This is a genomic window from Lysinibacillus sp. BSL11 (genome assembly GCF_052928325.1).
This window is the reverse complement of record NZ_JAVGCX010000009.1, coordinates 85,233-111,425: the sequence shown is the minus strand read 5'-3', so window position 1 is coordinate 111,425 and position 26,193 is coordinate 85,233. Positions and strand designations below refer to the sequence as shown.

Genomic DNA, 26,193 nt, shown 5'->3' with positions numbered 1-26,193 from the left:
CACCATATCTATAGGGGAAAAAACGGTACGATATTATATGAAGTTTAGTAGGTTACCTCGGAATCTTTTCGCTTTGGCGTAAGTGCCGTAAAAAGTGCAATTAAATTAGGAGGAATACTAAATAATAAAAACAGCCAGTTTGTCGTCAGGATCGAGATGATCGTGAATACAATAATGGACGTCATGAAGACGAATAGGCCCACCTTCACACGCGAGGGCTGTAACGGGGCTGCACTGGACATATTGATGGTCAAAATAATCCCAATGATTCCCCAACTCGCTACGTGTGTTAATAAAAGGATACCTAAAACCATAGCAGTGCTTAATTCTATTCCAAAATTGAGTAACGTAAAGAAAACATACAGCGCTCCTAATGTCACATACCAAGAATAGGATCTGGCCTTTTGCCAAATATGATAGTACAGCTCGTCTAAACCACTGTTTTTTCTAGCTTTCTTTCGTCCTAGCCACCATCCAAGGAGTCCACCAATCACTCCCCCATACAAACCAATCATACCCAAGATATTAATCTCCATCATTCATTCTCCTCCTCTTCAAATATAAACACCTCTTCAATTGTGCTATTGAACGCTTTGGAAATGTTGTAGGCAAGTTCTAAGGATGGATTGAATTTTCCAGATTCAATAGCAATGATTGATTGCCGTGAAACGCCAACTTGTTTCGACAATTCTTCCTGCGTAATCTTCTTCAATTTTCGTAATTCTCGAATTCTGTTTTTCATAATGCCTCCTTTATAAATGTAAAGCAAACTATACATTTAATGTTAAGTAAATTTTACTTTACATCACTATGTATGTCAAGCACACTTTACAATTTTATTTTTAGTTAGATGAAATGGCAATGTCGAGTGAAGAACAACAAAATTCTATTACCATGTACTATTTTCGGAAAATTTGATAAATTAATAGTAAGGAATGTTTTGAGCGTTACAACAAGGAGGTTATCCAAATGAGTAAAAAAGAGCTCTTGCAAAATGGAGTCAATCAGGTGTTTTACGAAGAGGAATGGTACCCACCGTTATCAGACGCATTAAAGAATCTCACTGCTGCGCAAGCTAGTTGGCAACCAGAAGGTAATGCTGCTAATACGATTTGGGAAAATGTAAACCATTTATTAATCTTTAAAGAGCGCTTACTTTCTCGCTTACATAAAGATGAGACATTTGTTGCTCCACAAAATAATGATGAAACGTTTGTCCAAGGAGAAGCCCATGATGAAGATGCTTGGCAAGAAACAGTGAAACGAACACTTCACGTACATGATGCCTTAAAATCTTCATTAGCATCCCTTCAAGAAGAGGCATTAGATCAACCTAGTCCCGCTCTTCCAGTTTGGCAACAATATCTAAATATCCTTTTGCACGACGCTTACCATACAGGACAAATTGTTCAACTTCGTAAACTACAAGGTTCATGGCCTGCTAAGCGCTCCTACTTATAAACGATGATTCCAATTGGTGATTGAAAAGCAGATGCCCCCTAAAGTTAGAGACAAACTACTAACTGTAGGGGGTATATCATTTAGTTCGTTTTCATTATCAATCTTAAGCTGTTAATCTACCATACTCAGATCACTGATGTCGAGAGAGGTTTTATTAAGTTTACAAGTCTATCGGCTTACCACCTGTCACTCCATAAATCTGACCCGTGATATAACTTCCTTCATCGGAGGCAAGCAGAACATACACTGGTGCAAGCTCTACTGGCTGTCCCGCACGGCCAAGGGGCGTATTTTGGCCAAACTCAGGAATCTCTCCTTCCAATTTTCCATTATCCAACTGCAATGGCGTCCAAATTGGTCCTGGTGCAACACCATTGACACGCACCCCTTTCGAAGCAAAATAGGAGGACAGGGATACCATAAAGTTGCTTATTGCACCTTTTGTCGCAGCATAATCCATTAAAGATGAGGATGGATCGAAAGATTGAACCGATGTGGTGGTGATAATTGCACTTCCTGGTTCCAAATGTTCTTCAGCAGCTTTTACGGTCTCGAACATGCTGATGATGTTTACTTTGAAAGTATCTTGCACTTGTTTAATCGTTAAGTCACTTAGGGAGGGCTGTGCGATCTGTTGCGCAGCATTTAATACAAGAATGTCCAATCCACCAAAGGCTTCCACGGTTTTTGTAACAATCTCTGTCGCTGCGTTATCTTCTCGTAAGTCATACGGTAGCAGCAATGCTTTTCTTCCTGCTTTTTCGATTAATTCTTTAACGACGTTGGCATCTTCCTCTTCACCAGGGAAGAATTGGATGGCTACATTGGCTCCTTCACGTGCATAGGCAATAGCGGCAGCACGGCCAATCCCAGAATCGCCTCCTGTAATTAACGCATTACGCCCTTCTAGACGATTGTATCCTTTATATGATTCTTCTCCGCAGTCAGGTTTGGGGATCATTCCATGCTGTAGCGCTGGCGTGTTCTGTTCTTGATTTGGGAATTTTTCAGTATGAAATTTTTTACGTGGATCGGTTAGATGTGGGTTTCCCATCAACTATCATCTCCTATTTTGAATATTTAGTGACAAACACTTTGTTTGCTTGCACTATTTAAATCCTGTTACATTTTGTTGAATACCCTTTGAACATTTACTTTAAACAGTTTCAGAACCTATGATTGAGTCATTTACTCTTCTTTCAAAAGAAAAAACACCCTATGGAAGCGAGCAGACTAGTCCAATGCTGAAATGGATAGTTTGAACACTTACATTGAGTGTTTTAAGTACCTCTATAAAGTAGGTGATGAAAGATATTTAATAACGCTTTGTATGTTTAAATTAACGCCTCAATTGCTTGAGCTACTTGTTCTTCGGTTAAATTGTGGCGCACGATATAGCGGTTGCGCGCATGCTTTGTACATTCAATGGTACAGCCACCTAAATGCTTTGCTTCATTTTCTTCTGATGCGATAATTTGCTTGTTACATTCAGGATTTGCACAGTTAATGTAACGTTCACAAGGTTCACCGTCATAGTGATCACGACCGACAATCACATGCTCTACTTGATTGATTGGCACTGTTAAACGCTCATCGAAAACGTACATTTGCCCATCCCATAATTGACCTTTTGCAACAGGATCTTTTCCATATGTTGCCACACCGCCATGTAATTGACCAACATTGCCAAAGCCTTCACGTTTCATCCAACCTGAAAACTTCTCACAACGAATACCACCCGTGCAATAGGTTAAAACATTTTTCCCTTCGAATAGCTCACGGTTTGCACGGACCCATTCAGGTGTATCACGGAAATTTTTTACCTCTGGTCGAATCGCGCCACGAAAATGGCCGACATCGTATTCATACGTGTTACGCACATCTAATACTACTGTATTTTCATCTTGCATTTCAGCAAGGAATTGTTCTGGTGACAGGTAGCGACCTGTTAATTCATGTGGGTTGACGTCTTCTTCTAAGCCTAAGTTGACTAACTCAGGACGTGGGCGAACGTGCATTTTTTTGAATGCATGTCCTTCTGCCGCATCCATTTTAAAGACAATGCCTTCAAATAATGGGTCTGCTTGCATGTTTGCCATGTATTGCTCTGTTTGCTCAATCGTCCCCGAAACAGTCCCGTTAATACCCTCATTGGCTACTAAAATACGACCTTTTAAACCGATTTCTTTACACATTGCTAAGTGCGTTTCTGAAAACACCGCTGGGTCTTCAATCTTCGTGTAATGGTAATATAATAAAACTTGATAATTCATTGTTTTCCACCTATCATTTCAATATTTGCAGGATATTCCTGATAGTGTCTTTTACGACCTATTAACCATAAAGGATAATCCGTTAATATGCTATCGGTAATTAGACTGAAATGAGTAGAAATATTTTCCCATATTCCGCTAGATGAAAAAAGACACATTCATTCGTTAAACAAATTTTATATTTTTCTTCACCGCATTTTCTACTAAAGCGTAGAGGAAACCCGCAATCCCAAAAATAAGCATGGAATTGACAATACTTATATTATATTCTTCTATAAATCGCGAATCATAGATGATTGTTAAAGAAAAAGCCCCTATTGCCCCACCAAATAAAGTAAAGGGAACCACTTTGAACAGCCCATTTTTCATAAAACGACTCACAATAAATGTTAGCGGTAAAAACGAAATCGGATAGAGAATAAAAGCAAAAGAACCCATTAAGAACATATAACCAACGCCTAAATCACGAAATCCCGTCATATATTCTGATGTTCTGATTTTTCTTCCTTCTAAAACTTCTAAGCCAAATCCTGCTAAGGCAAACAGCACTATAAAAGGTATCCACATGATGAAACAATGATAAAAAATTTTCATTCTAATCCATCCTCTTATGATTTTTATACTTTTAGTACAATTAAACCTCATACTAGATCAAACGAAAATTGTGGAAGAAAGTTACAATATTTCTAACCCGTCAAAAAATCAAAAAAAGCATATTTTAGAGATTGATACGCCTAAAATATGCCCTTCTAATTTCTTCTATTTAAAACACAATCCCAATAATGATCGCGGATAGTACACTTACAAGTGAGGCACCGTATAGCAATTTTAATCCAAAGCGTGCCACCACGTTGCCCTGCTTTTCATTTAACCCTTTTACTGCACCTACGATAGTACCAATCGAGCCAACGTTAGCAAAGGATATGAGGAAAGCAGAGACAATGGCTGCTGTACGCTCACTGAAGCTATCTTGCTTGGATTTTAACGAAGTCCAGCATGGCAACGAATTCATATTTGAATTCGTTATCCCTATTCTCACCCCATCCATCATTCACAAAAAGGAACATACACCGGTAGCTGTATGTCCCTTTTCGCCTTTATTTCATATACGTATTCAAAACTTTTTCGATGCCCGTGTTAAGCTTGTTGATATCGACTGCTGGCACGGGCTGATTGACAAGCTGATATTTTTCTTTTAGTTTTAGGATTCTTTGGACACTTTCATTTATGCGGTCCTCTGTTATTTCCCCATTGCTGACGGCTACCTTCACCGCTTCTATCGCTGCTGTAATATTGGCATATTCATGAGCGATTAAAATAATATCACTACCAGCCTTGATCGAATCAACAGCTGCTTGCCCGATCGCATAATGATTCGTGATGGCTTTCATCGTCATATCATCAGTCATCACAACACCATCAAAGCCCAGCTGCTTTCTTAGCATACCCGTGATAATTTCCTTCGACATTGAGGAAGGATACTGTGGATCAATTTTTGGCAATAAAATATGTGCGACCATGACGACATCTGCACCATTGTTAATGGCCTCTTTAAATGGGACAAGCTCTAGCTGATTCAAATCGTTCAAGCTTTTTGCCACCTTTGGCAATTCTAAGTGAGAGTCCACAGATGTGTCACCATGCCCAGGGAAATGCTTCACGACAGGAATAACCTGCTCCGACTCCAGACCCTTCATTGTTTGAATGCCCAATTTGCTGACGATAGCTGGATCATTGGAAAACGAACGATCCCCGATAATTGGATTATTCGGATTGCTATTGACATCTAATACAGGCGCAAAGTCCAGATTGAAGCCAAATGCCCTTAATTGCTCCCCTAATAATTGGCCTACTTCAAATGAAAACTTGGATTGGTTAATGTCCCCAATTTTTTGGTTCGTTGGGAAATTGTTTAAAGCGCCTGGTAATCTGACTACTTTTCCACCCTCTTGGTCGGTGCCAAGGAAAAGTGGTAGCTGATTCTTCGAATTGGCAGCCATTAAGTCATTCATCAATGTGACTGTTTGCTGGGGTGTTTCAAGATTATTGCCATAAAGGATCAAACCACCTACTTTAGCCTTTTGAATAAGGCTTGTTGTCTCCGGCTGAAGCGTCGTGCCTGAAACACCTGCAAACATCATTTGACCGATTTTCTCGTCCAATGTCATTTGTTCCAGCCTATCTGGCGCTTGTGGCTTAAGTTCCGTATAGACTGATACATGATGAACGGCAGGATTGGCATCACTGTCAGTCGGTTTGGGTAAAATCCACTTTAATTGATAGCTGGCATTTACTTGGTAGACAAGAATAATTTGATTGGTTGATGGATCCTGATAGTAACGAACTTCATCAGGTTCACCCAACTTATTTTTAATATCTGCTAAACGAATGCTTTTGATATTCTCTTTCGATGAACGGATATCGAAGGCCTGTGAACCTCGATAACCAATCGTCACATCCTCATAATCTTCATATTGTCCATTGGCGGATTCAGTGACCTGCTGCGGTTCTCCCCATTGCTCACGAACCGCTTGTTGTTCTGTATCTCCTGCTGCAAATGGCACATCAGGTACTTTTCCTTCTCGTGCTAATTGAGCAATCTCCTGTATGAGAACCTCAATATTCTCTGAACCACCTTCCTGTTCAGACGCATCCTCTTGAACGGGCGTTGTCTCAGGATTTCTAGTCGGTTGTGTGACTGGTCTCATTTTCATGCCGATAAAAAAGGCTAGACCCATTAACATCAGCACAAGAATTAGCAGCACACCACGTCTTCTTTTATGCATGTAAAAACCTCCTTCACCAAGCCATTTGGCGACATCGAAACAAATCTATCAACTAACGTTATCATAACTGTCAACTGAATTCAAAACTCACGCTGTGAACAGAATCGCAGCCTTCAATAGAAAATATTATCGTAAGCTAGCAAAAATGCAAAAGAAGATGTTAAAATATTCACATAAAGGGGGATATAACACATGGGGAAATTAAGTAAAAGAAATATATTGTGGATTGTGCCAATCGGTATCTTAGCGGTATTTTGGTACTTCTATGGTCCACAAAAGGATATTACCGACAATGAATATATTACATACGTAAAAAACTATTCCTATGAAAATAGTACAAAAACTTTGGAGAGTGCCTTTGCCTCTGCCTGTGAAAATCCATATTGGGTCTATTTTGAAACACAAAAGGGACAGGATGTTGTAGAGTTTGAGGGTGATTGCACGGTTAACAATGAAATAGCCAAAGTCAATGTACAGTTTCTTGTAGACAACGACATCACAAGTGTTCAATCAGGTGCAATGCTTGTCGATAGTAAAATGCAGGAAGAAGCAGACCGCGATAAATTTTTGCTAGCACTTGCTAAATAATGAGGGTTTTCTATGGGAAAGCGGATAAAATGTACAAAGTAGTGGATAGCAATCCGAAAGTGACGGATAGAAAGTTAAAAGTGGCGGATAAATCCTGTAAATTGACGGATATAGCTCTGTGAAAGCAGAGTAATATTTTGATGCTGCAATCGAATAAAAATGGAGAGGGTTGATCCTCTCCAGAAGGTGGTTATTATTTTTTCTTAGCGATCCAAATCGTCCATCGATCCTTTTCCATAATGGAACCTTCTGTTGTGATCGCATTCCTTATATCCTCAAGAAGGGTCGATAATTGGTTGTCATTCAATTCATGTAATAGACTACGCCCCACTCTACCTTGTAAATCAGCCAATAATTGCTCCTTATTGGCATAGACCTGTCTCGTCTCCCATAGTTTTAGCTCACTAATTTCTTGAAAGCCTACTTCTTGTAAGCTTTCTGTCACCAACTGACTATTGTGTCTGCGCTCTACTTCCTTTTGAATAAGCGAAGGAAAACTTTCAAAGAAATAGCCCCTTATATTATGAGCATCCCCTGGAAGTAAGCAATCCTCTGGGGTGCGATCCTGTACGATAAAATAACCGCCTTTCTGTAAAAGCCGAAATGCCTCTTGAAAGCATGCTTTGACATCTTGTATATGATGAATTAAGGCTCGTTCAAGCACGATATCAAAAGTATCCCCTGCAAGCCCTGTATTGAAAGCATTTCCTTGGACAAATGTGATTTGCGGATATGCTCGACAATTTTCTTTCGCTCCGTCTAGCATGGCTAGTGAAAAGTCTACACCTGTTACAGATGCCACCCCCATGTCGACAAGTGCCTTGGCATAAATTCCTCCGCCACAGCCGATATCTACTGCCTTTCCCATACGATGAAAAGGAATATGTTTCGCTAACGCTGCCTTCCATGAGCTATCTGCCTGTCTTGTTGTATAAGACGTACGATGTTGCTGATTGTGGAAATCAATCCCCATTCTCTTCACCCTCCCCTTTTATTTTAGTGTACTAGTAGATCAACCATAAGAAAAATCTATAATTATTATGAAAATACATAAGATTACCTTATCAAACGAAAAACCCATGCAAGGAAATGCATGGGTTGAACTTCCATTAACTATTTCTAGTAGGATGGGTGGACTTTAATATGGTCCGTTCAATTATTCTAATTTCGTTATTTAGTTTTGTAATCGCCGCTTCAATTTGTTGATACCGCTCCATTCGCTTGACCTTCTCAGTTGGAATGGAATCCTTTAAAGCAGCCTGTCCTGCGTATAAGCTTGACAGTAAATCTAGCTTTTGAAAATAAGCTGTGCTATATTGCTCCATAACACCCAGCCCCTCATCTGTTACTTTTTTACACGAACTTATGAATTGTTGTTCATATAAGAACTATAACCGAAAAAAGCAGCCTCAAAACTCGATCTAAATTATTATTTATTATCCATTTCCAAGTAAATGATTATTCTATAAAAGCGCTAAAGCTACGTTAATCATCTTTTTTTAACAAAGAATAGATAAATGTATCATGTGCTTGTCCCTTTTGATACATATAGTCCCTCAATATGCCTTCCTGTTGGAATCCAAGCTGAATTAAAAGCTTGGAAGATGCCTCATTCTCTAAAAAAACAATGGCTCCAATCCTGTTTAAGTTCATATCCCCAAAACCATATGCAATTACTTTCTGCACAGCTTCTTTTGTATAACCCTGCCGCCAGTAATCAGGATGAATTTCATAGCCAATTTCTGCTCGTTGATGTGCCGCTGACCATAAATGGAAGCCAACTGTACCAATCACTTCATTCGAATCTTTTCGTTCAATTCCCCAACGAATCCCGCGCTTTTCCTCAAAGGTTTTGGCAAATTGCTTGATTAATTGCTCGGCCTGCTTTAAGTCGGCAAAAGGCTCCTGCCCATAATAGCGTGTTAAAGCCTCATTGGAAAAACAACGAAAAATCGCAGGAACATCCTCCTCTGTGAGTTCTCTTAATCTCAGTCTTGCTGTCTCTAATTCTGGAAACATGCTGTTCCCCTCCTCTACCATCCATATCATTCTCTACTCTTCCTTCAAAATCCTTTTTTAACAACATAAACGTGCAAACCCCAAAGTAGGCTTGCACGTTTGATTAACCAAAGGCTTGTGCTGCTAGAGCAAATAATGTTTGATTTCTTGTAGGTATTTTTTTGGCATTACGGATCATGATTGGTGGTGTTGCAGCCATCGTAAAACCACTCTGTTGTAAAATTGGACCAAGCTCCATTTGAACAGATGGACAGTCGATACGTAATTTCCCCTGATACCCCTTAGCCAATTCATTGATAATATCATGCGCTATTTCTTTACTTGGCGCGACGATTGGTCCTAAAAGAAGATAAATCGGCCCCGCGATCGTTAAGCCATAGCCAATCATTTGATTGTCCTGATTTTTCACAACAACACAGCGCTGTGACTGCTGTATTCTTTTACGCAGAAAGATTCTTCTACTATCCCCAAAGGCTGCTGCGTCAAGCTTGGCAAGCTGTTCAAAATCCTGCTCTTGAAATTCTTTGATGGTGCCTAAAAAATCGGATTCTCTTGTCGTCTCAACAAATTTGTCTGCCAAATATTTATGTACATGCTCAACAGTCGTGAAGCCCATCTTTTGATATAAAGGTTGTCCTTCTTTTGTAGCTACGAGCATAATCGCTGTTTTCACTGAAACACTATCGATACAGGCTTGTGTAACGATTCTACCTAAGCCAAAACCTCTGCATTGCTCATGCACAATCACCATACCAATGGAAGCTACATTTGTATCGTAGGGAATAATGGCTGCACAGGAAACAATTTTCCCTTCCCTATTTTTATGTCCAACTATTCTACCTGCTGCCATAATCGTTTCAATTTCGTAGGCATCGTAATCCCATCCAACGGAAGCTGATAGCTCGATTAATCCCTGAATATCGGTAGAAGTAAATAAAGTTAGCTCAAAATTCAATTAGATACACCCTCTGTCATCCAAATTTAAAAGAACGTTTGTTCCATTTTACAAAATCCCCCTTCCATGTACAAGCAATATCTCTTAGCTTTAGCAATTATTACTATATAAGTATTGTAAAATAGCCTATAATAGTTGCTAGACTATGCACTCCTACTTCAAGCATATAAAGGTGATTTCAACATGACATCCTATGAACGTATTCTTATAATGGTCCCGCCGTTTCCCTAGCTACGCAATCTACTTGTATCTAACAAAGTAGAATTTTGCTTGTAGGAGGGCAATATGTTGAAAAAACAGGCAGTACCATCTTTATTATTAATGATTGTTCTTGTGGCTTTTCCACAAATTAGTGAAACAATATACACACCATCACTTCCGGACATTGCCTCTGCACTTGGTGTAGCCAATAGCTCTGTCCAATTAACATTAAGTATCTATTTTATTGGCTTTGCATTCGGCGTTTTCTGCTGGGGATGGATTTCTGATTTGATTGGCCGTAGACCTGCCATGCTAGGCGGTTTAATTTTTTATGGAATAGGTAGCCTACTCTGCTTTTATGCAGAGACAATTCCTTTTCTATTAGCAAGTCGATTGCTCCAAGCATTCGGCGCTGCCACTGGCTCCATTATTACGCAAACCATTTTGCGTGAAAGTGTGACGGGAAGTCAACGCCATGCAATGTTTGCTCAAATTTCAGCCGTCATTGCCTTTACCCCAGCGGTAGGGCCGTTGATTGGTGGTTGGGTGGATCAAGCACTAGGCTTTCGAGCCGTGTTTTTTGTCCTTGTCATCATGAGTATTTTGTTATTTATCTATGCTTATTGCAGACTTCCAGAAACAACCAATCCTGCAACAAGACAAAGAACTGCGATTTTGCCTGTCGTCAAACGCATTTTCGCTTCACCCATCGTGCTTGTCTATGGTCTACTAATTGGAGGCATCAATGGTATTCTATTTAGCTACTATGCCGAAGCACCCTTTATATTCATTGAGCATTTCCGACTGTCACCTGGCCTGTATGGATTTCTTGGCATTATCGTTGCCCTTGCTTCCATAATAGGGGCTATGATTTCAAAGCGACTCGTCATCAGCCATCCGCCACAAAAAATCATCCATGTTGGCTGTTTGGTAATGCTTGGTGGCACTTTGCTTTTGACCATCGTCTGTACGCTACCATTGCACGCGAGCATGATGGCCATTAGTATGCTGATTACTATTTTTATAACACTGCTAGGCTCGGGCATTGCACTTCCTAATTGCTTAAGTTTAGCGTTAGTAGATTTTCAGGATGTCATTGGCACAGCAGGCGCTATCTTTAGTCTCGGCTATTACTTACTCGTCAGTGCCATCACATCTGGTATGAGCTTACTGCATAACGGTTCTTTACTGACAATGCCACTCTATTTCTTAGGTCTATCCTTGATGATGTGGCTTTGCGGGAGAAAGTTTATTCGATAATGGAAGAAAGCGGGCTTCCAATCGCTATTGCTTTTAGATAGATGAAAGACTAGAACAAAACCTCTTCTCCGAATAGAAAAAGTGGGTGAAATTTTACTCTTCGTAAAATTTCACCCACTTTGATTATAGGATTGCCTAGCTCTAACTTTTTCCACTGGCACCTAATGAATTTTCTCACTCAAACTGTAAATGCTACTGACAAAGATTGAACTATGTCAGTAGGCATCGGGCAGTGATCTAACTATCTCCTGATGCATAAAACTGATATAATAGATATACCATTAAAGTGAGGGGTGTTATTTATGAAAGAAAATTCATCCTTAGAACGTAAAAAGCAAGTGCAATTCGCAGTTGGTATGGCGGCCATTGACGGTGGAAAACCGAGCGCATTTACACAGAACCTCTTAAACCAATATGAAAATGGTCAAGTATCATCCAGCCAATTGAAACAAGCGATTGTTGAAAAATATACAAGGGTTTCACAGTAGTTTATGGACCCATATATTTATCCTAATACAAATGTCTTAATCAACAAATTAAATATTCGAGATGAACAACAATTGATTGACGTTGAAGCACAACTGTTAATCGCTGGGATTATAGATATTTCTTCTATCACGCAGGATATTGACTTCCAAAAATATAAAAGTCTCCAAACGATTCATCACTTCCTTTTTCATGAGCTATATTCATGGGCAGGAGAATTCCGAACAGTCAATATTTATAAAAGTGAACATGTTTTAAATGGATTATCTGTTGCTTATAGTGATAAAGATCACATTGTATCTGATTTAAAAACTATTTTCAGTTGGTCTAAATCTAAGCAATGGAAGTATTCTAATCCTCGCCTTGTAGAGGACTTTTCTTCATTTATGACAAAACTTTGGCGTGTTCATCCTTTCCGAGAAGGAAATACGCGAACGGTATCGATTTTCATGAAGCTTTTTGCTGAAGCAAATAGGCTAGACTTCAATGCTCAATTACTCTCACAGCATTATTTACGAAATGCACTAGTTCTTACCGCAGTAGAAGAAGCTCCGGAACCACAATATTTATTGAAGATGATGACAGATGCACTGGATGTAGCTGATTTCAATAAATTTAAGGTTGACGATGAAACGTCTAGTAATTATCAATTAATTGGGCATTATGATGTTTCCAAATATAAAGAAAAGCCCTTTGAAACGGATTAAGGAATGATTTATTTACCGTTTAAGTATGTTTTAGTTATTTAACACACTAAAAAGGATGGTGATTTGTAATGGAATCATCATCCTTTTTATATTTATTTCACAAAAGGTATCAATTCATTCATTTAAAACCTTTTACTCTTAGAAAAATCACCTCCCAATTGAAATTTAGTTTTTAACCCCATATTCAATCGAAGGTGTTTTTTTATTTGTCTATACTGTTGAGGTCAGTCCTCAACATCAAGTTTCCACTTTTTATACACCTACTAGTTTTTCCTAGCTATTTCTCTATCCTTGAAAATAATAATCCAACACTTCCTGAGGGGTATGAAAAACTTTGTTGCTTTGCGTTTTATAAAGAAATTTGGGATTCGTACAGGCTTTCTCTAGACTTTTTGCTTGCTTTAGCTTATCCGTCATTTGCTCAATAATATCTGTGTAGCCATCGAGCTGGTTTGAAATTTTCGGTAGCATCGTTGGTGAGATATCGAGTACAATAGAGACTTGATCCTCAGCATAACTATTTAAATTGATAAAAAAGCATTCTTCCAAATGCTTTGAATGTTTATCTACATTAATGACAGCCTCTTGATAATTGGCGATTAACCCTGTTGATGTATTCGTAATTGTAAAGCCTTGCTGTGTCAAATGCTGTTCAACCAGCTTTAAAAACTGCTCGACCTCTGCATCTAGCTTTGGTGTAACATTGGATTGAATTAAATCATTACATTTTTGATAAATGGTATCTATTTCAGTCTGTTTTTCGACAAGTAATTTAAAATTAGACATTGAATACACGCTTCATCTCCCCTTTTTACTAAGGTAGACATTCATAAAGCGTTTTAGTCATGATCACGAAAAATAACAATTAAAAGGAGAAGTCGATGATTAGAAATTCTGTCAAAGCCATCATCATCATGGATGGGAAACTATTGCTAACAAAAAATCAAGATGTCGAGGGCTACTTTTACCTTTGCCCAGGCGGTGGGCAGGAGCATGGAGAGACCTTTCACAAGACATTGCAAAGGGAATGCCTTGAGGAAATTGGCTCCTCCGTTCACATTGGAGAGCTGTTATTTATCCGTGAATACATCGGACAAAATCATGAGCATGCCGCCTTTGATGCTGATGTACATCAGGTAGAATATTATTTCCTCTGTCAGGTAAATGCGCAAACTTGTCAACCAACCAATCCAGATAGTCTTCAAATTGGAACCCAATGGATACCGATTGAAAAGCTTCATACATATAGACTTTACCCCAAAGCGCTTATCCAACCGTTACAGCAGTTTATACGAGGACAGCAAACAACAATCTATTTGGGCGATGTCAATTAAAACAGGCTATCTATTTCCTTAGACAGCCTATTGTTAAGGAAGCACTTTCACCATCGTATAGTAGCTACTGCCTGGTGGATAATCTTTAATTTCTCCCACTACTTGATAGCCATGAGCCTCATAAAAGGAACGCGCTTGAAACTCGTAGGTTGTCAGTAGGGCTTTTGTTGCCCCCATGTCCTTGGCTACTAACTCTGCCTGAGCTAAGAGTTTTGTGCCCATTCCCTTTCCACGATATTCTTCACTAAACCAAAATTTATGTATTTCTACCCATCCCCAGTAGACTTCAGCTGTTATACCACCTATCCATTGCTGCTGCTGATCTGTGACGATTAACTGTAAAGGAAGAACCGCATCCTTCTTTCTACTTTCACGATGATGAGGAGATTGCTCATTATTATAGGCACGAATTTTTTCGCTTAAAAAATTCGTAAAATCCTCATGCTGTTCCCGTAAAACCTCTACTTGATATTCCATCTCGCTCCTCCTATTCCTGATAACGCTTTATCAGCTTGTCTTGATGAGCTGCAAATATTTTTTCTAATGGAATATCGTACTGATTAGCAATCACGATAAGATTTCCTAGGACATCCCCTAGCTCTTCAATTAGCTCCTGCTTATTTTCTTCAAAGGATTGTGTTTTTTCATCTGGTCGATCTCTACCAATCTCGATTGCTCGAATCGCCCTTGCTACCTCACCTGTTTCTTCTGCCAAGAAGCCAATACGTGTAAAAATATTAAGCTCTGACCAGCCACGTGCTTCATAGTAATCCTTTACCCAGCGTTGAAAGTCATTTAGTTCCAATTCTACTTCCTCCATTTCCTTCCTCTTCAAAATAAATTATACTATAAAAGAATTCGATCAGATATGGAGGAAATCAGCTATGAAAAGTATTGCCGTATTTTGTGGATCCAGTCTAGGGGCTTCCGACGCTTATCGTCAAGGAGCGATTTTACTAGGAAAAGAATTAGCTAAAAGACAAATTACGCTTATTTATGGTGGTGCTTCTGTAGGCATCATGGCAACAGTAGCGAATACAGTGCTAGAAGAAGGCGGCAAGGTCATTGGGGTGATTCCGACATTATTAGAAGAACGTGAAATTGCGCATCAACAGCTGACAGAGCTGATTGTTGTAAAGACGATGCATGAACGTAAAAGTAAAATGATGGAATTAGCAGATGGCTTTATTGCCCTTCCTGGTGGACCTGGAACATTAGAGGAATTTTTTGAAGTATTTACGTGGAATCAAATCGGTCTGCTTCAAAAACCTTGTGCTATTTTCAATTTGGAACGCTATTTTGATTTATTAATATCATTCTTTGACCATATGCAAAATGAACAATTTTTAAAAGCCCAATATCGTGAGGCACTTATTGTTGATGAGGACGCAGCAGCCCTATTAGATAAATGCGAAAGCTTTGTTCCTCCAGCTGTGAAAACCTATGAATTAAGCAAATAATAACGTGGTGAGGTTGGACCTAATTGGACTAACCTCACCTTTTTCTTACCTAATCCCCAATACTATCCTACGTTACTATGCAAAACAAAAGATGGATCCGGTCGTTCAGATTACTAGAGATTTGGCTACTATGATTTCATAAGTCCGCCTTCTTTTCCCTCTTTTTCACTGCTACCACAGCAATCAATACCATCCCAAGCTTCACCACCCCAATAATGGCATACAGACTAAACGAAAGAATCGCTGGGAATAAGACGAACCACCACGACCATGTAATCACTTCTGTTAGCTTTAATACGACAAAGACAATAGTCAACACCTCTGCAATGCCCATCTTTTCACCACCTTACTGCCCATTCTTGACTATATAGGAACCATATACCTTACGATAAGGAACATCGCAGGAAACATTTTCACTATTTTTTCTAAATCATACAACAGGAGACAGTAAGATGACGAATATTTTTGTAAAAAGCGAGTTTGCCCCTTTAAAACGAGTTGTCATGGCGCAATCGGAATTTGCTTTTCCAGCTAAGGAGGCTCCACCAGATGATGAATTTTTAACAGAAGAAACTTTAGCTCTTTATGCAAGCGTTGATACACTCGGTAAAAATTTTAAAGATGTCTTTCCAGAAAGACAGCAGCAATGGGAATTAGAACGAGCAAATTTAAAAAAAGTATTAGAAAAATATGGGGTAGAAGTACAAGTACCAAGACGTTTAACAGACTATGAAAAAGAAGTAGGAAAAGAAGATGGCTATAGCAATTTCTTTGTTCGCGATCCCTTTTTCACTATCGGCCATTTCTTAATCGAGGGCTCCCTTCGATTCCCACATAGACGCAACGAAATTTTGCCCGTACGCAATCTTTTAGTACAGGAAGCAAACGAAAATCAATGTTTCTATGTCTCCATTCCAAAGCCTGATATGGCAGATGGTTTTGATTCTGAAGCTGGCCCGTTTATAGAGGGCGGCGATGTGTTAGTGTTAGATAAAACGATTTTCGTCGGAAATTCAGGACTAGCCTCCAATAAAAATGGTGTGCAATGGTTGCGTAATTTAGCAAGTAACTTTGATTATACGGTGGTTGAAGTGCCACTTCATCCAACCATTCTTCATCTTGACTGTGCGCTTAGCCTCGTTAGAGAGGGTCTAATGATTGTCTGCGAGGAAGCACTCATTGATGGTATTCCCGAACAGCTAAGAGATTGGGATAAAATTCACGTTTCCCTAGAGGATGCCGCAAAACTTGCTACTAACGGTTTACCTAATAATGAAAAAGTCTATATTACAGACAAAGAATTTACATGGATTGGCGAGCAGTTAGCGAAGAGAGGTATCACCGTAGAATCTGTTGACTTTACGATTTCTCGAAGCTTAGGCGGTTCTTTTAGATGTAGTACACAACCCCTATTACGCACGGATCTCTAGCAATTATCTCTCCCACTAAAAAATAGTATGAATAATGAGCAACCTGAAATGGCACATTACTTGTAGGAGGTGGACAAGAAATGTCTAGAATTATTGGTGTAGAACAATCATTAACGAATATCGAGGATGCTTTAAAAGCACAAGGCTATGAAGTCATCCAGCTTCGCAATGAAGAGGATGCGAAAAAATGTGATGCTTGTATTATTACAGGTCAGGATCGTGATGTCATGGGAATGAGTGATCCAGTTATGGAAGGTCCTGTGATTGATGCGGATGGACTATCGGCAAACGAGGTCGTTGAACGCGTCCAAAAATATTTCCACTAAAATCATTAGTGCTGTCTTTACGTCATTTTGACGAGAGCAGCACTTCCTACATACTAAATGGTCTCTACTTATAATACCTTGCGTTCTTGTACAAACTAATATACACGAACTTCAAAAAGTAGGGAGATATATGAGCCAAAAACAGATTGCAATTGTTATTTTAATGCTGACGACTACACTACTGCTATCCGGCTGTTGGGATGTAACAGAGCCACAACGAATGTATTACGTACAAGGTGTGGGGGTTGACTATAAGGATAATGAATATACAGCATACTTACAAATTATCAACTTTGCTAACGTAGCGAAAACAGAATCAGCTAACCCTAATGCAGCACCTACCGAAATTGGTCAAGCCAAGGGTAAGACAATAGAAGAAGCCATTTACAAATTGTATCGTTCAATGGACCAAGAAGTATTTTGGGGACATATGACCTTTCTTCTCTTCTCAGAGAGTGCTATGAAAGCTGAACATGCGATTGCGGTTATTGATACTTTTCTACGCTTTCGAGAGACAAGATATCATATTTGGGTTTACTGTACCCAAGATCCTATTGAGGATGTTTTATTAGTTTCTCCATTGTTAGAGAAATCACCAACTGCCGCCAAATTAAGTAATCCTAAAAATACAGCGAAGCAGGAGTCATTTGTAGAGCCTGTTACTTTAAGACAGCTCGTCATTGGCTTAAATGAGCCCAACCACGAAATGAAAATTCCTTATGTAACCGTCAACGAAAACTGGGAGACAATGGATGGCCCCAAAAAAGAAACCTTTTTTGCTGGCGTTGGTATTCTTTCAAAGGATAGTTTTAAAGGCTATATTAAAGGCAAATCTGCACGTGGAATAGAGTGGATGAATGATGAAACAAAGCAAGGAGAAATCACCGTCGAATTAGAAAATAATGAAAAAAGTGATTACTTAACCGTCGATATTAAAAAGCTAGATGTTAAAGTCAAGCCAATTGTGAAAGGTAATGATGTAAAGTTTGAAGTAAATTTAAAGTTCGATACGATTTTAAATGGTTTTAAAGGGAAGCTGACACCCAATCAGGTAAGAAAAAAAGTAGAAAAAGCCGTCAAGGAAGAAATCCTAACTACCTTTGAAGAAGGACTAAAAATAGATGCGGATATCTTTCGCCTATCCGAATATCTCTATCGTAGTAATGTAAAGGCTTGGAAGAGATTAGAGAAGGATGGCAAAATTCCTTTAAGCAAAGATTCCATTAGCAAAATCGATATTCATATTAATAAAGTAAGCCCTGGCCGTAAAACATTTGCAGAAACGATTACTGAATAATAGGTAGAGACCATCCAAAATGGCATGGTCTCTTTCTTATGGCCATCTTGTCATGCTCTATTAATGGAAAAGATTTAGGAAACTTTTAACAGACAGGAAATCAAGACGATGATAAAAAGGTTTGGAGGAATATTTTTGGCGAACAAAGAAGCTATATTATGTAAAATAACGGTAGATCGAAGCCTTGTGCTAGAATTAAACAATTGGAATGGGACAATCATTAAACCTCCAAACCTCTAGAGAGTATTAAATTTGGCAAGTTTATTAGGGCTAAAGATCCAATACGTTTTATAGTTCAAAGAAAAATGGACCAGCACTTGAGACTGGTCCTTCTTCCTGTATTAATGGTTTGTTTTCTTATTAAGAATGTAATCCCGGTAGACTAACAGAGCGACAAGAAGGAAGCTTAGGCTAACAAGTCGGAAAATCATTTCTACACTTATCCACTCAGCTAAAATCCCTAAGATAAATGCGCTCATACCGACCCCAACATCAAAGCTGGAAAGAAAAGTGGCATTGGCTGCACCACTTTTGGCTTCACTTACTTTTTGAACAGCCCAAGTTTGTAGGCACGGCATAATGGTGCCATAGCCTGTACCAAATAAAATCGCAGCGAAAATCAAAGTGAAATTATTTGTAGTATAGGATAACACGATTAATGATAGAAAACCGAAAATCGCTGATACAATAATGATCGACCATGGTCCATGCTTATCAAACCATTTCCCTGTAAAAGGACGTATTAACGTGGAAACAATTGCGTTGATAAGAAAGAATAGGAAAATATGTTGTAATCCCTTTTGTTCACCAAAAAGAACTAAAAATGTAATGATGGCGCCGAAACCAAGCGTCGTCACAACAGTCAATAATGCCTGAAACCTTACTTCTTTTTCAAATATCGCTTCCATAAATCGAAATGGCTGCTTGTCATTTTGAGTAGGTGCCGTGGCATGCACAAATGAAAGCATTATGATCGCAAAAAGGCTTAGTAAGGCTGATGACCAAATCAGCGTGTGAAAAGAAAAGGTACTGTAAATAAGAATCCCGAGACTTGGTGCAACAATCGCTCCCACGGTTGTGGATACCGAGAAATAGCCCATCCCCTCTCCTAATCGAGCTTTAGGGATACTATCTACAGCCATTGTACTATTGGCTGTCGTGGATACACCCCACGCTGTTCCATGGAAAAGTCGAAGTAATAGGAAAATCCAAATCGTGTGAAGCAATGGATACAGCATTGTAATTATTAGTAATGCTATACTTGCCACAATCGCTAGTTTTTTCCGCTTATGATCCATTAAATAGTACCCTACAAAAGGTCTTATCGTAATGGCACCTAGTGTAAATACCGTCGTCACCAAGCCTACTTGCATCGGATTGGCGTTTATGCTTAATAAATAGGCTGGTAAAATAGGTAATAGCATTTCAAATCCTATAAAAATGAAAAAATTACTTATAAATAGAAAAAGAAATGATGAAGTAAAAATTGGCTGTTTTTTCATAGTTAATTCCTCGCTTCTAATTATTTTTCTAAATTAGAAGCGCTTGGAACACTGCAACATTCCTTAATTGTCTTAGTTTTTTTAGCAATTCACTCACCCTCTCTCCGTTTTATCACAACAAAAAAGACGCCATAAAACCGGCGTCTACCAATTACTTTGTATGGTTAAAAAGTCATTTTTCACACATGACTAACAAAGGCAAAAAGCTTCCGGTTACTACCTTCACTATGCTGTTTTCTTAAAAAACCACAGACTGGTCCCTTTGAGCCTAAATCATCTAATTGTAAAAATGTCTTTACCTCAATCGCCGTTCTTCTGAAAATCGTTTCCATGACTTTTCGCCTCCTCTCTCAAGATCAATTCATAGCTTACTATAATTTAATACAACTTTACCATAAAAGCAAATGCAACGTTGAAACTATGTATTAGACGCAAAATATTTTCCACGCATCGACTATTTATAAAGTTCTTTCCTTGTCACCGTCAATTAATTGAACATGCACCTTGGAGGAGCTACCTCCCTCTATATGATTAGGAACATCTGTTAAATCAAGTATTTCCTTTAGATGAATAGCTTTTTCACGATTGGCCTCGATGGTCACATGATATGGCCCTGCTATATTCATCAGTGAATTCATCCGCTTATCGCCTTTAAAAAAATCCGTATCGATAAATTGTAAATCAAAGGACACAGCTTCATTGCTTCGATTATGTAGAACAATGGTACATTCCCCATTCATTAAGTCTTTTCCCACCATATCAAACCGACATTCTCCATCCCCTTTGTATGAAATGGCCATAATGCCACTAGCAAAGGTTTCTTGGTATGCCATGATGAGCAAATGGGGTAAAAAAGAATAGAGTAATACTACCATGACAAATATTCGAAAATGATATTTGTTTATGCTCCTAAGTAGTAAAATCATAGCAATTATAAATAAAATCGAGCCAAAGATGCCAAGTAACACATATCCATCTTGTGTTTCGATCGGAATTGACATGAAGGTAGTATGTGCCATCATCGCTTCATTGTAAGGATACGGAAAAAACAGACACATACAAATACCCAACATAACGATTGACCCTATAAACGTCTTTTTATTGTTCATCATATGCTGCCTCCTTTCTAAGGTAATACCTAATATGCACATACCAAATTTACCATATATCCCCTAAACAAGGAATGAAGTCTGTGAAAAACTTCTATTTTAAAAATATTCAATCCGTCTGTAGGCTGAGATGTAGGACCGTGTATAGGGCATTTCCAAATTTAAGGTAAATCGCTATAATTAAGCTCCCTAGGGAATTACAAGAAGAAGGAGGGTTCATATTGGGTATGAAAATAATTTGGTGGGCTGTAAATATTGTATGGTTATTGATCTTTTCTGGCATCGCCGTATTTATTGGGGCAAGAAATGTTGATGGTGCAGGGATTGTGCAAACACCTGAAGTGAAAATGGTTTCATTCATTATTTTGGGCATCATGTTTCTAATCGTTTTACTTGTGCAATTAATTTTTCTTTACTTTATTAAAAAAAGCACAAAAGCTCACTTTACGAAAATCACTTAAAAAGAAGCGAGAGGCTATATTAGCGCACTCGCTTCTTTTTCACCTTGATGCACATATTGTTACTAGCTGAAATACCAATGCATATCAAATAAATATCCCAGCTTGAATTATTACTGTACAAAAAAACTCAAACTAAAATGTTTGAGTTTTTTTGTGTATGTGAATCCTTTAATTTATCAAAATATTATAGGTGTGTAACTTTTTCACCAAGTCTCATATTTCGTTAGAAATTCGTTAATATTACCGCAATGTTATAAGTTGAGTTAAAAACTTGCAGAGTTGGAGAATGGTTGGAGTAGTAGCTACACAGTTTATATCATTACTTGCACTTGAACAAACAAAAATGAGCATCAAATGGCATAAGCTAAATAATATTATTTTATGTTAACAATTATTCTCGCTACTCTATATTCACCTTCTATCTCTATCGCCATATTGCTATCAATATCATTCGTAATTTCCACTCCCCTTATTTTATATATATTTGTTCCGGTATCTAGTCTGTAACCCTCTTCGTGTTTTGTAGGTAAATCTGTTGTTCGTTCTTTTATTTCTCCGATTTTTTCTTCTATTTCATCATTTGGGATAGGTTCATTAGTAACAATATAATTATGACCGTTCCAATTAAATACAGGGAAAGAAATATTGTCTTGATTTCGTTCATTGCACCCTGTTAACAGAAGAAGAGTAACTAATAATAACAAAATTGTTCTTTTTATCATATTTGTTCCTCCGCCAAAAAAGATGAGGGTATTAACCCACATCTTCTTTAGAATCTTTTTATTTTTTAATATTCATATAATATTTTCTCATAAGTTCTATCAGCCCATGGATAGTTTTTATAAGTTGTTGATAAAAGTTTTCCAGCAGCGTTGTATTTTTCTTCTTTATAATTTGTCACCATTTATACACCAAAAACAGCCGGACGACTCCATCTACTATAATCTGCTTTAATATAATATCCAGCAGAAGCAGATTGGGCTGCACTTACTGATGCCCAAACAACCTGTTCACCTCCTGAAGTAATTGCAATTTATTCAGGTGTATTTTTACATTAATGATATTTATTTCTGTGTTATTATAATTAGTATGAATGGAAGTGTGAAAATGTTAAAGTAGGGATAATTAAAATTCTATTTATACCTTTATAAAGATATGCTATTGCAACAATTTTGGGGATAATAGCCATAGCAAGTATCTTATCCTAACTAAAATGACCACCCTTAACGAGTGGTCTTTGCTTGTTGCCGACATACACGTACAAGCAACATGTTTATTTTGTAATGTTGTACGCATTTCCGTGCGCTTTTTGATACTCCTATAATATCTCGATTATTCAATAGGTTCTATAATTTAATTACAACTTAACATTACATTAAGTTTAGGATAGTATCCGTCAATTGATTAACACTTACTGTTTATGCTAGATAATATAAAGTTTCGCTCCAAGATTTTGCCAATACTGTTCATTTATGTAAATTCCAATTTCATCATTGAGCCTTCTTACAATTCATATCGATTATTGCATTTCAAGTATCCGAAGCGCTTAATTCCCTTGCTAACGTGATGGAAATAACAGTGAAACTCCGTTGAACCACATTTACATTTATTCATGACCCCACCCTCTCTTTCCGAACGATTTCTTTCAATCACTCATTTACACCTCAGCATATTTATACTTAACCATTTTCATAATCTGTGCATGTATCTATGTAGACAAAACCCTTCAATTTGATATTGAAGTTAGAAAACTAAAAATTTTACCCCCCAAAAACAAAAAGCCTCGATTAGTTAACGTCCCAAAGAGTTTGATGCGTGAACTAAAGTTATTTGTTGATGGCTATTTGGAACTAAAAAATGAAAAGAGTGATGCTTGGAATCTGATAAAAGATGATGATGGAACTCCCTTAAACTTAAACTTTACAAAAAATCAGATGGTAATCCACCAAAACCTGCTGCTATAAATCTTGCCTGGAGAAGAATTATTGAAAAGTACAGTTTACCAAAGTTGAATTTTCACGCTTTACGACATTCATATGCCTCATTTATGGTCAGTCGGTATGTAAATTTTAAGATCATACAGGAGCAACTCGGTCACTCTGATATAAAAATGACAATAAACACATATAGTCTTTAACCAAAAAGGATAAAAATGAAGCAAGTGACCATTTCGATGACTTTTTGGTCACTTGCTCATTTTTTCATCATATTTCTGCGCACATAACTCCCTAAAATTACAGCCACGACAATGCCATTTTTCTTGGGTTTGTTCAAAGTCCTCGATGTCTACGGGCTCGTTGGAAAAAATATCAGCCTGATACTTTTTCATTTCTAAAACGCTGCGCTGAAACGTATACAAAATATTCTCCATATCGATGTCTGTAAAACTATATTTCTTGCGCTTGCCTGTTAATAAATATTCATTATAGACCTCGATTTGCGCTAGAGACACACGGTATTTTTGCTGAACATAGTAAGCGTAGAGGGCTAATTGCTGACGGTCATCATCAGATTCTCCACCGGTCTTCCAGTCAACAATAATCCATTTATCCCTCAATTCATCATAATAATGAAAGTCCATAACAACAAATACCTGGACATCTTCTATTTTCATGGAGCGGAATTGCTCTGGTTCTCCGATACGGAGAGAGCCTTTTTGTGAGGTAATTTGCTGAAATGTTTCACTCATCAAAAAATGATTAAAGACAAGTCGTAAACGTTCTTTATAGTCTTGCACCAGCTCAGGAGAAAGGGTGCCATGATAATAGATTTCCTGCATCATATAATACTTATTCGGTTTTTGCCTCCAAAATTCAAGACGACGAGTGGAGTCAATAAAGGCTGCATTCAGCTGTCCGCGCCCCAATTGAATTAGCTCCTCTACAGTTGGAGCTTTTCCTGTTTGTAAATAATCATTAATGGCCTGCTCAATGTATCGATGGACAATTTGCCCAAATAAAATAGGCATCGATTGCAGCTTTTTTAAGCGATACACCTGTTGATGATATGGCTCCACATTGTAACTGAGCCACCCGTTATGTGAAAAGTAATATTCATAGCCGTATTTGCGGGCGCAGCTTGTCAATGTTTTATGACGCGATAGCGACCACGAAAAGGTTGGATAGGGTGAAATTTCAAACAGGACAATCACCTCCTAAAACTGATGGATGAAATCATAAACAAGCTGTATGATCAGCACAATCGTTACAATGCGCAGTAAAAGCTTTACCTGATGTGCTTTCACTTTTCTGGCTAGCACAAGCCCAATCTGTGCACCAATCGTCGAGCCAATCATTAAAATAAGTGTTAAGGGCCATTCGATTTTCCCTGTAGCAATATAGGTAATCGCTGCTCCTGAGCACATTGCAAATACCCCTACCCGTGATAGCCCGACTGCTTTAATATAGGAAATTTTCTCATGTGCATATGTATAAAGCGCCAATGTACTACTGCCAGGACCAAACATACCGTCATAAAAGCCAACCCCAAGAAGGATCGGACCGTTTTTTCGATTCATCGTAAAACGTTCCTTGTCGCCAAAATCAGCTCCACCCATAAAGGACATGACAAGCGCAAAGCCAAGTAAAATAATAGCAATGAACGTCAATGATTGACTACTCATGAATGAAGCGAAAAGTCCCCCCAATGTACCTCCGATTAAAGAGACAAGTAACACCGAACGCATTTCATTCCATGCTAATTCCTTACGTTGATAAATTGTATAAAAACTTGAAAAAGCACTCACCATATTGGACACTTTATTTGCGCCAATAGCAGAATGGACGGGTACTCCCATTAGCATCATCGTTGGCAAGGTAATTAAGCCACCACCCCCAACTAACGTACCAATGACATTCCCAATGATGCCAATTAGTAAAAACAATAAGTATTCCATAATATCCTTCTTTCTCTAGCACAAAAAGCAAACATTCTATGATACAGTATAACAGATTGTTATTATCAATGATGATGGAAATGAGGAGCAAGGATGCATATACAACAAAAAACACCCACACCACGCTTTTGTCACCAGCTAACGGTTATTGTGGCGACTATTTTTTTAGCTGGTATTACAGCTACACTTATTCAATATGGCAAGCTCCCAGCCACGATTCCTGTCTTGCAAAGCTTTACGAGTGACCATGCCCAATTCGGTCCAAAAATCGCTATTTTTTATTTACCCTTTGTCGCTCTTATGCTCTTTCTACTTTTACACTATTTAGAGATAAAGGCCGCTTATCCTGTGATGCGTAAAAATAAAGCACCGCTATCCCATAGACAGCGACAAAATGGCATCCTAACGTTTTGTCTCATCAAAAATAGTATTCTATTGTATTTTACCTACTCCCTTTTCAATGATCTTACGGTGGCTTTAGGATGCGAACGTATTTTACAACAATGGCATGCTTACCTATTTTTACTGCTGTTATTTGGCATCTTCATGATGGGTATTGTGCGAGGCATTTTGTTGGATAAAAAAAGTTAATGTAAAAAAAGAGAGCATGTTTTAACAATGAACATGCTCTTCTTAGACTAAT

Annotated in this window: 32 protein-coding genes and 2 pseudogenes; 13 read left to right on the top strand and 21 right to left on the bottom strand. The window is 38.2% G+C overall.

Annotated elements, in window-relative coordinates:
* Window positions 1–44 precede the first annotated feature (44 nt).
* Window positions 45–539 (bottom strand): hypothetical protein, encoded by a 495-nt coding sequence (locus RCJ95_RS12510; RefSeq protein WP_446722367.1) that lies wholly within the window; start codon window positions 537–539, stop codon window positions 45–47.
* On the bottom strand, window positions 536–742 hold the full coding sequence (locus tag RCJ95_RS12505) for a helix-turn-helix transcriptional regulator (RefSeq protein ID WP_004228831.1): 207 nt from the start codon (window positions 740–742) through the stop codon (window positions 536–538). Before RCJ95_RS12505 ends, RCJ95_RS12510 begins: the two co-directional genes overlap by 4 nt.
* 227 nt (window positions 743–969) lie before the next feature.
* Here RCJ95_RS12505 and RCJ95_RS12500 point away from each other — a divergent pair, with 227 nt between their 5' ends.
* Window positions 970–1,461 carry a DinB family protein gene (locus RCJ95_RS12500; RefSeq protein ID WP_202341906.1) on the top strand — a complete coding sequence of 164 codons (492 nt, stop codon included), beginning with the start codon at window positions 970–972 and terminating at the stop codon, window positions 1,459–1,461.
* A gap of 160 nt (window positions 1,462–1,621) precedes the next feature.
* Here the strand turns inward: RCJ95_RS12500 and RCJ95_RS12495 are convergent, their stop codons facing one another.
* The 5 genes and pseudogenes from RCJ95_RS12495 to nagZ all read right to left on the bottom strand — a co-directional run bounded on the left by RCJ95_RS12495 (window position 1,622) and on the right by nagZ (window position 6,520).
* The gene (locus RCJ95_RS12495) at window positions 1,622–2,515 is read right to left on the bottom strand and encodes an SDR family oxidoreductase (protein WP_221683129.1); all 894 of its coding nucleotides are present in this window, start codon (window positions 2,513–2,515) and stop codon (window positions 1,622–1,624) included.
* Window positions 2,516–2,795: 280 nt separating this feature from the next.
* The gene (gene trhO / locus RCJ95_RS12490) at window positions 2,796–3,734 is read right to left on the bottom strand and encodes an oxygen-dependent tRNA uridine(34) hydroxylase TrhO (RefSeq protein WP_221683130.1); all 939 of its coding nucleotides are present in this window, start codon (window positions 3,732–3,734) and stop codon (window positions 2,796–2,798) included.
* Between the two features lie 165 nt (window positions 3,735–3,899).
* Window positions 3,900–4,328, bottom strand: a complete 429-nt coding sequence (locus RCJ95_RS12485; protein WP_221683210.1) for a hypothetical protein — start codon at window positions 4,326–4,328, stop codon at window positions 3,900–3,902.
* Between the two features lie 169 nt (window positions 4,329–4,497).
* A pseudogene (locus RCJ95_RS12480) lies at window positions 4,498–4,698 on the bottom strand (nucleoside transporter C-terminal domain-containing protein); the annotation flags it as partial.
* Between the two features lie 133 nt (window positions 4,699–4,831).
* Window positions 4,832–6,520: a beta-N-acetylhexosaminidase gene (gene nagZ / locus RCJ95_RS12475; protein ID WP_446722366.1), complete on the bottom strand. Its 1,689-nt coding sequence runs from the start codon at window positions 6,518–6,520 to the stop codon at window positions 4,832–4,834.
* A gap of 192 nt (window positions 6,521–6,712) precedes the next feature.
* Between nagZ and RCJ95_RS12470 the strand changes: the two genes are divergently transcribed.
* A complete protein-coding gene (locus RCJ95_RS12470; protein ID WP_221683207.1) occupies window positions 6,713–7,108 on the top strand; it encodes a glucosamine 6-phosphate synthetase in 396 nt (131 codons plus the stop codon).
* Between the two features lie 193 nt (window positions 7,109–7,301).
* On the opposite strand, the gene RCJ95_RS12465 is transcribed toward RCJ95_RS12470, so the two are convergent.
* The 4 genes from RCJ95_RS12465 to RCJ95_RS12450 form a co-directional block, all read right to left on the bottom strand.
* On the bottom strand, window positions 7,302–8,081 hold the full coding sequence (locus RCJ95_RS12465) for a class I SAM-dependent methyltransferase (protein ID WP_446722365.1): 780 nt from the start codon (window positions 8,079–8,081) through the stop codon (window positions 7,302–7,304).
* A gap of 136 nt (window positions 8,082–8,217) precedes the next feature.
* Window positions 8,218–8,433 (bottom strand): hypothetical protein, encoded by a 216-nt coding sequence (locus tag RCJ95_RS12460; protein ID WP_221683205.1) that lies wholly within the window; start codon window positions 8,431–8,433, stop codon window positions 8,218–8,220.
* Between the two features lie 160 nt (window positions 8,434–8,593).
* Complete coding sequence (locus RCJ95_RS12455) at window positions 8,594–9,127, bottom strand: GNAT family N-acetyltransferase (RefSeq protein ID WP_221683204.1); 534 nt, start codon at window positions 9,125–9,127, stop codon at window positions 8,594–8,596.
* A 103-nt stretch (window positions 9,128–9,230) separates the two neighbouring features.
* Entirely contained in the window at window positions 9,231–10,082 is an 852-nt protein-coding gene (locus tag RCJ95_RS12450; RefSeq protein WP_257521947.1) for a GNAT family N-acetyltransferase, read from the bottom strand.
* A 288-nt stretch (window positions 10,083–10,370) separates the two neighbouring features.
* Here RCJ95_RS12450 and RCJ95_RS12445 point away from each other — a divergent pair, with 288 nt between their 5' ends.
* The 3 genes from RCJ95_RS12445 (at window position 10,371) to RCJ95_RS12435 (ending at window position 12,736) form a co-directional block, all read left to right on the top strand.
* Entirely contained in the window at window positions 10,371–11,543 is a 1,173-nt protein-coding gene (locus RCJ95_RS12445; RefSeq protein WP_221683216.1) for a multidrug effflux MFS transporter, read from the top strand.
* 302 nt (window positions 11,544–11,845) lie between these two features.
* Window positions 11,846–12,031 carry an antitoxin VbhA family protein gene (locus RCJ95_RS12440; RefSeq protein WP_221683202.1) on the top strand — a complete coding sequence of 62 codons (186 nt, stop codon included), beginning with the start codon at window positions 11,846–11,848 and terminating at the stop codon, window positions 12,029–12,031.
* Window positions 12,032–12,034: 3 nt separating this feature from the next.
* Window positions 12,035–12,736 (top strand): Fic/DOC family protein, encoded by a 702-nt coding sequence (locus tag RCJ95_RS12435; protein WP_257521946.1) that lies wholly within the window; start codon window positions 12,035–12,037, stop codon window positions 12,734–12,736.
* 285 nt (window positions 12,737–13,021) lie between these two features.
* On the opposite strand, the gene RCJ95_RS12430 is transcribed toward RCJ95_RS12435, so the two are convergent.
* Complete coding sequence (locus tag RCJ95_RS12430) at window positions 13,022–13,522, bottom strand: hypothetical protein (RefSeq protein ID WP_255601736.1); 501 nt, start codon at window positions 13,520–13,522, stop codon at window positions 13,022–13,024.
* Between the two features lie 95 nt (window positions 13,523–13,617).
* On the opposite strand from RCJ95_RS12430, the gene RCJ95_RS12425 reads away from it, so the two are divergent.
* Window positions 13,618–14,070 (top strand): NUDIX domain-containing protein, encoded by a 453-nt coding sequence (locus tag RCJ95_RS12425; RefSeq protein WP_221683199.1) that lies wholly within the window; start codon window positions 13,618–13,620, stop codon window positions 14,068–14,070.
* 33 nt (window positions 14,071–14,103) lie between these two features.
* On the opposite strand, the gene RCJ95_RS12420 is transcribed toward RCJ95_RS12425, so the two are convergent.
* Window positions 14,104–14,547: a GNAT family N-acetyltransferase gene (locus RCJ95_RS12420; protein WP_221683198.1), complete on the bottom strand. Its 444-nt coding sequence runs from the start codon at window positions 14,545–14,547 to the stop codon at window positions 14,104–14,106.
* Between the two features lie 10 nt (window positions 14,548–14,557).
* Entirely contained in the window at window positions 14,558–14,890 is a 333-nt protein-coding gene (locus RCJ95_RS12415) for a MazG nucleotide pyrophosphohydrolase domain-containing protein (protein WP_370635396.1), read from the bottom strand.
* Window positions 14,891–14,954: 64 nt separating this feature from the next.
* On the opposite strand from RCJ95_RS12415, the gene RCJ95_RS12410 reads away from it, so the two are divergent.
* A complete protein-coding gene (locus RCJ95_RS12410; protein WP_221683197.1) occupies window positions 14,955–15,530 on the top strand; it encodes an LOG family protein in 576 nt (191 codons plus the stop codon).
* 136 nt (window positions 15,531–15,666) lie between these two features.
* Here the strand turns inward: RCJ95_RS12410 and RCJ95_RS12405 are convergent, their stop codons facing one another.
* Window positions 15,667–15,864, bottom strand: a complete 198-nt coding sequence (locus tag RCJ95_RS12405) for a transmembrane Fragile-X-F protein (protein ID WP_221683196.1) — start codon at window positions 15,862–15,864, stop codon at window positions 15,667–15,669.
* Window positions 15,865–15,982: 118 nt separating this feature from the next.
* Between RCJ95_RS12405 and RCJ95_RS12400 the strand changes: the two genes are divergently transcribed.
* The 3 genes from RCJ95_RS12400 to RCJ95_RS12390 all read left to right on the top strand — a co-directional run bounded on the left by RCJ95_RS12400 (window position 15,983) and on the right by RCJ95_RS12390 (window position 18,583).
* The gene (locus RCJ95_RS12400) at window positions 15,983–16,960 is read left to right on the top strand and encodes a dimethylarginine dimethylaminohydrolase family protein (protein WP_446722364.1); all 978 of its coding nucleotides are present in this window, start codon (window positions 15,983–15,985) and stop codon (window positions 16,958–16,960) included.
* A gap of 80 nt (window positions 16,961–17,040) precedes the next feature.
* Complete coding sequence (locus RCJ95_RS12395; protein ID WP_257521943.1) at window positions 17,041–17,286, top strand: YkuS family protein; 246 nt, start codon at window positions 17,041–17,043, stop codon at window positions 17,284–17,286.
* A gap of 130 nt (window positions 17,287–17,416) precedes the next feature.
* Window positions 17,417–18,583 (top strand): Ger(x)C family spore germination protein, encoded by a 1,167-nt coding sequence (locus tag RCJ95_RS12390; RefSeq protein ID WP_221683195.1) that lies wholly within the window; start codon window positions 17,417–17,419, stop codon window positions 18,581–18,583.
* A 341-nt stretch (window positions 18,584–18,924) separates the two neighbouring features.
* Here the strand turns inward: RCJ95_RS12390 and RCJ95_RS12385 are convergent, their stop codons facing one another.
* The 3 genes from RCJ95_RS12385 to RCJ95_RS12375 form a co-directional block, all read right to left on the bottom strand.
* Complete coding sequence (locus RCJ95_RS12385) at window positions 18,925–20,085, bottom strand: MFS transporter (protein WP_221683194.1); 1,161 nt, start codon at window positions 20,083–20,085, stop codon at window positions 18,925–18,927.
* Window positions 20,086–20,264: 179 nt separating this feature from the next.
* Window positions 20,265–20,417, bottom strand: a complete 153-nt coding sequence (locus tag RCJ95_RS12380) for a hypothetical protein (RefSeq protein ID WP_202341894.1) — start codon at window positions 20,415–20,417, stop codon at window positions 20,265–20,267.
* 126 nt (window positions 20,418–20,543) lie between these two features.
* Window positions 20,544–21,197 carry a hypothetical protein gene (locus tag RCJ95_RS12375; protein WP_221683193.1) on the bottom strand — a complete coding sequence of 218 codons (654 nt, stop codon included), beginning with the start codon at window positions 21,195–21,197 and terminating at the stop codon, window positions 20,544–20,546.
* A gap of 224 nt (window positions 21,198–21,421) precedes the next feature.
* On the opposite strand from RCJ95_RS12375, the gene RCJ95_RS12370 reads away from it, so the two are divergent.
* Window positions 21,422–21,655 carry a DUF3923 family protein gene (locus RCJ95_RS12370; protein ID WP_312130239.1) on the top strand — a complete coding sequence of 78 codons (234 nt, stop codon included), beginning with the start codon at window positions 21,422–21,424 and terminating at the stop codon, window positions 21,653–21,655.
* Between the two features lie 374 nt (window positions 21,656–22,029).
* Here the strand turns inward: RCJ95_RS12370 and RCJ95_RS12365 are convergent, their stop codons facing one another.
* Window positions 22,030–22,377 carry a hypothetical protein gene (locus RCJ95_RS12365; protein WP_313150717.1) on the bottom strand — a complete coding sequence of 116 codons (348 nt, stop codon included), beginning with the start codon at window positions 22,375–22,377 and terminating at the stop codon, window positions 22,030–22,032.
* 1,223 nt (window positions 22,378–23,600) lie between these two features.
* On the opposite strand from RCJ95_RS12365, the pseudogene RCJ95_RS12360 reads away from it, so the two are divergent.
* A pseudogene (locus tag RCJ95_RS12360) lies at window positions 23,601–23,792 on the top strand (tyrosine-type recombinase/integrase); the annotation flags it as partial.
* Between the two features lie 48 nt (window positions 23,793–23,840).
* On the opposite strand, the gene RCJ95_RS12355 reads toward RCJ95_RS12360, so the two are convergent.
* Window positions 23,841–24,797, bottom strand: coding sequence for a PD-(D/E)XK nuclease family protein (locus RCJ95_RS12355; protein ID WP_103119067.1), 957 nt, complete (start codon window positions 24,795–24,797; stop codon window positions 23,841–23,843).
* 12 nt (window positions 24,798–24,809) lie between these two features.
* Window positions 24,810–25,550 (bottom strand): sulfite exporter TauE/SafE family protein, encoded by a 741-nt coding sequence (locus RCJ95_RS12350; protein ID WP_257521936.1) that lies wholly within the window; start codon window positions 25,548–25,550, stop codon window positions 24,810–24,812.
* A 93-nt stretch (window positions 25,551–25,643) separates the two neighbouring features.
* Between RCJ95_RS12350 and RCJ95_RS12345 the strand changes: the two genes are divergently transcribed.
* A complete protein-coding gene (locus tag RCJ95_RS12345; protein WP_446722363.1) occupies window positions 25,644–26,141 on the top strand; it encodes a DUF1648 domain-containing protein in 498 nt (165 codons plus the stop codon).
* Window positions 26,142–26,193: the final 52 nt, after the last annotated feature.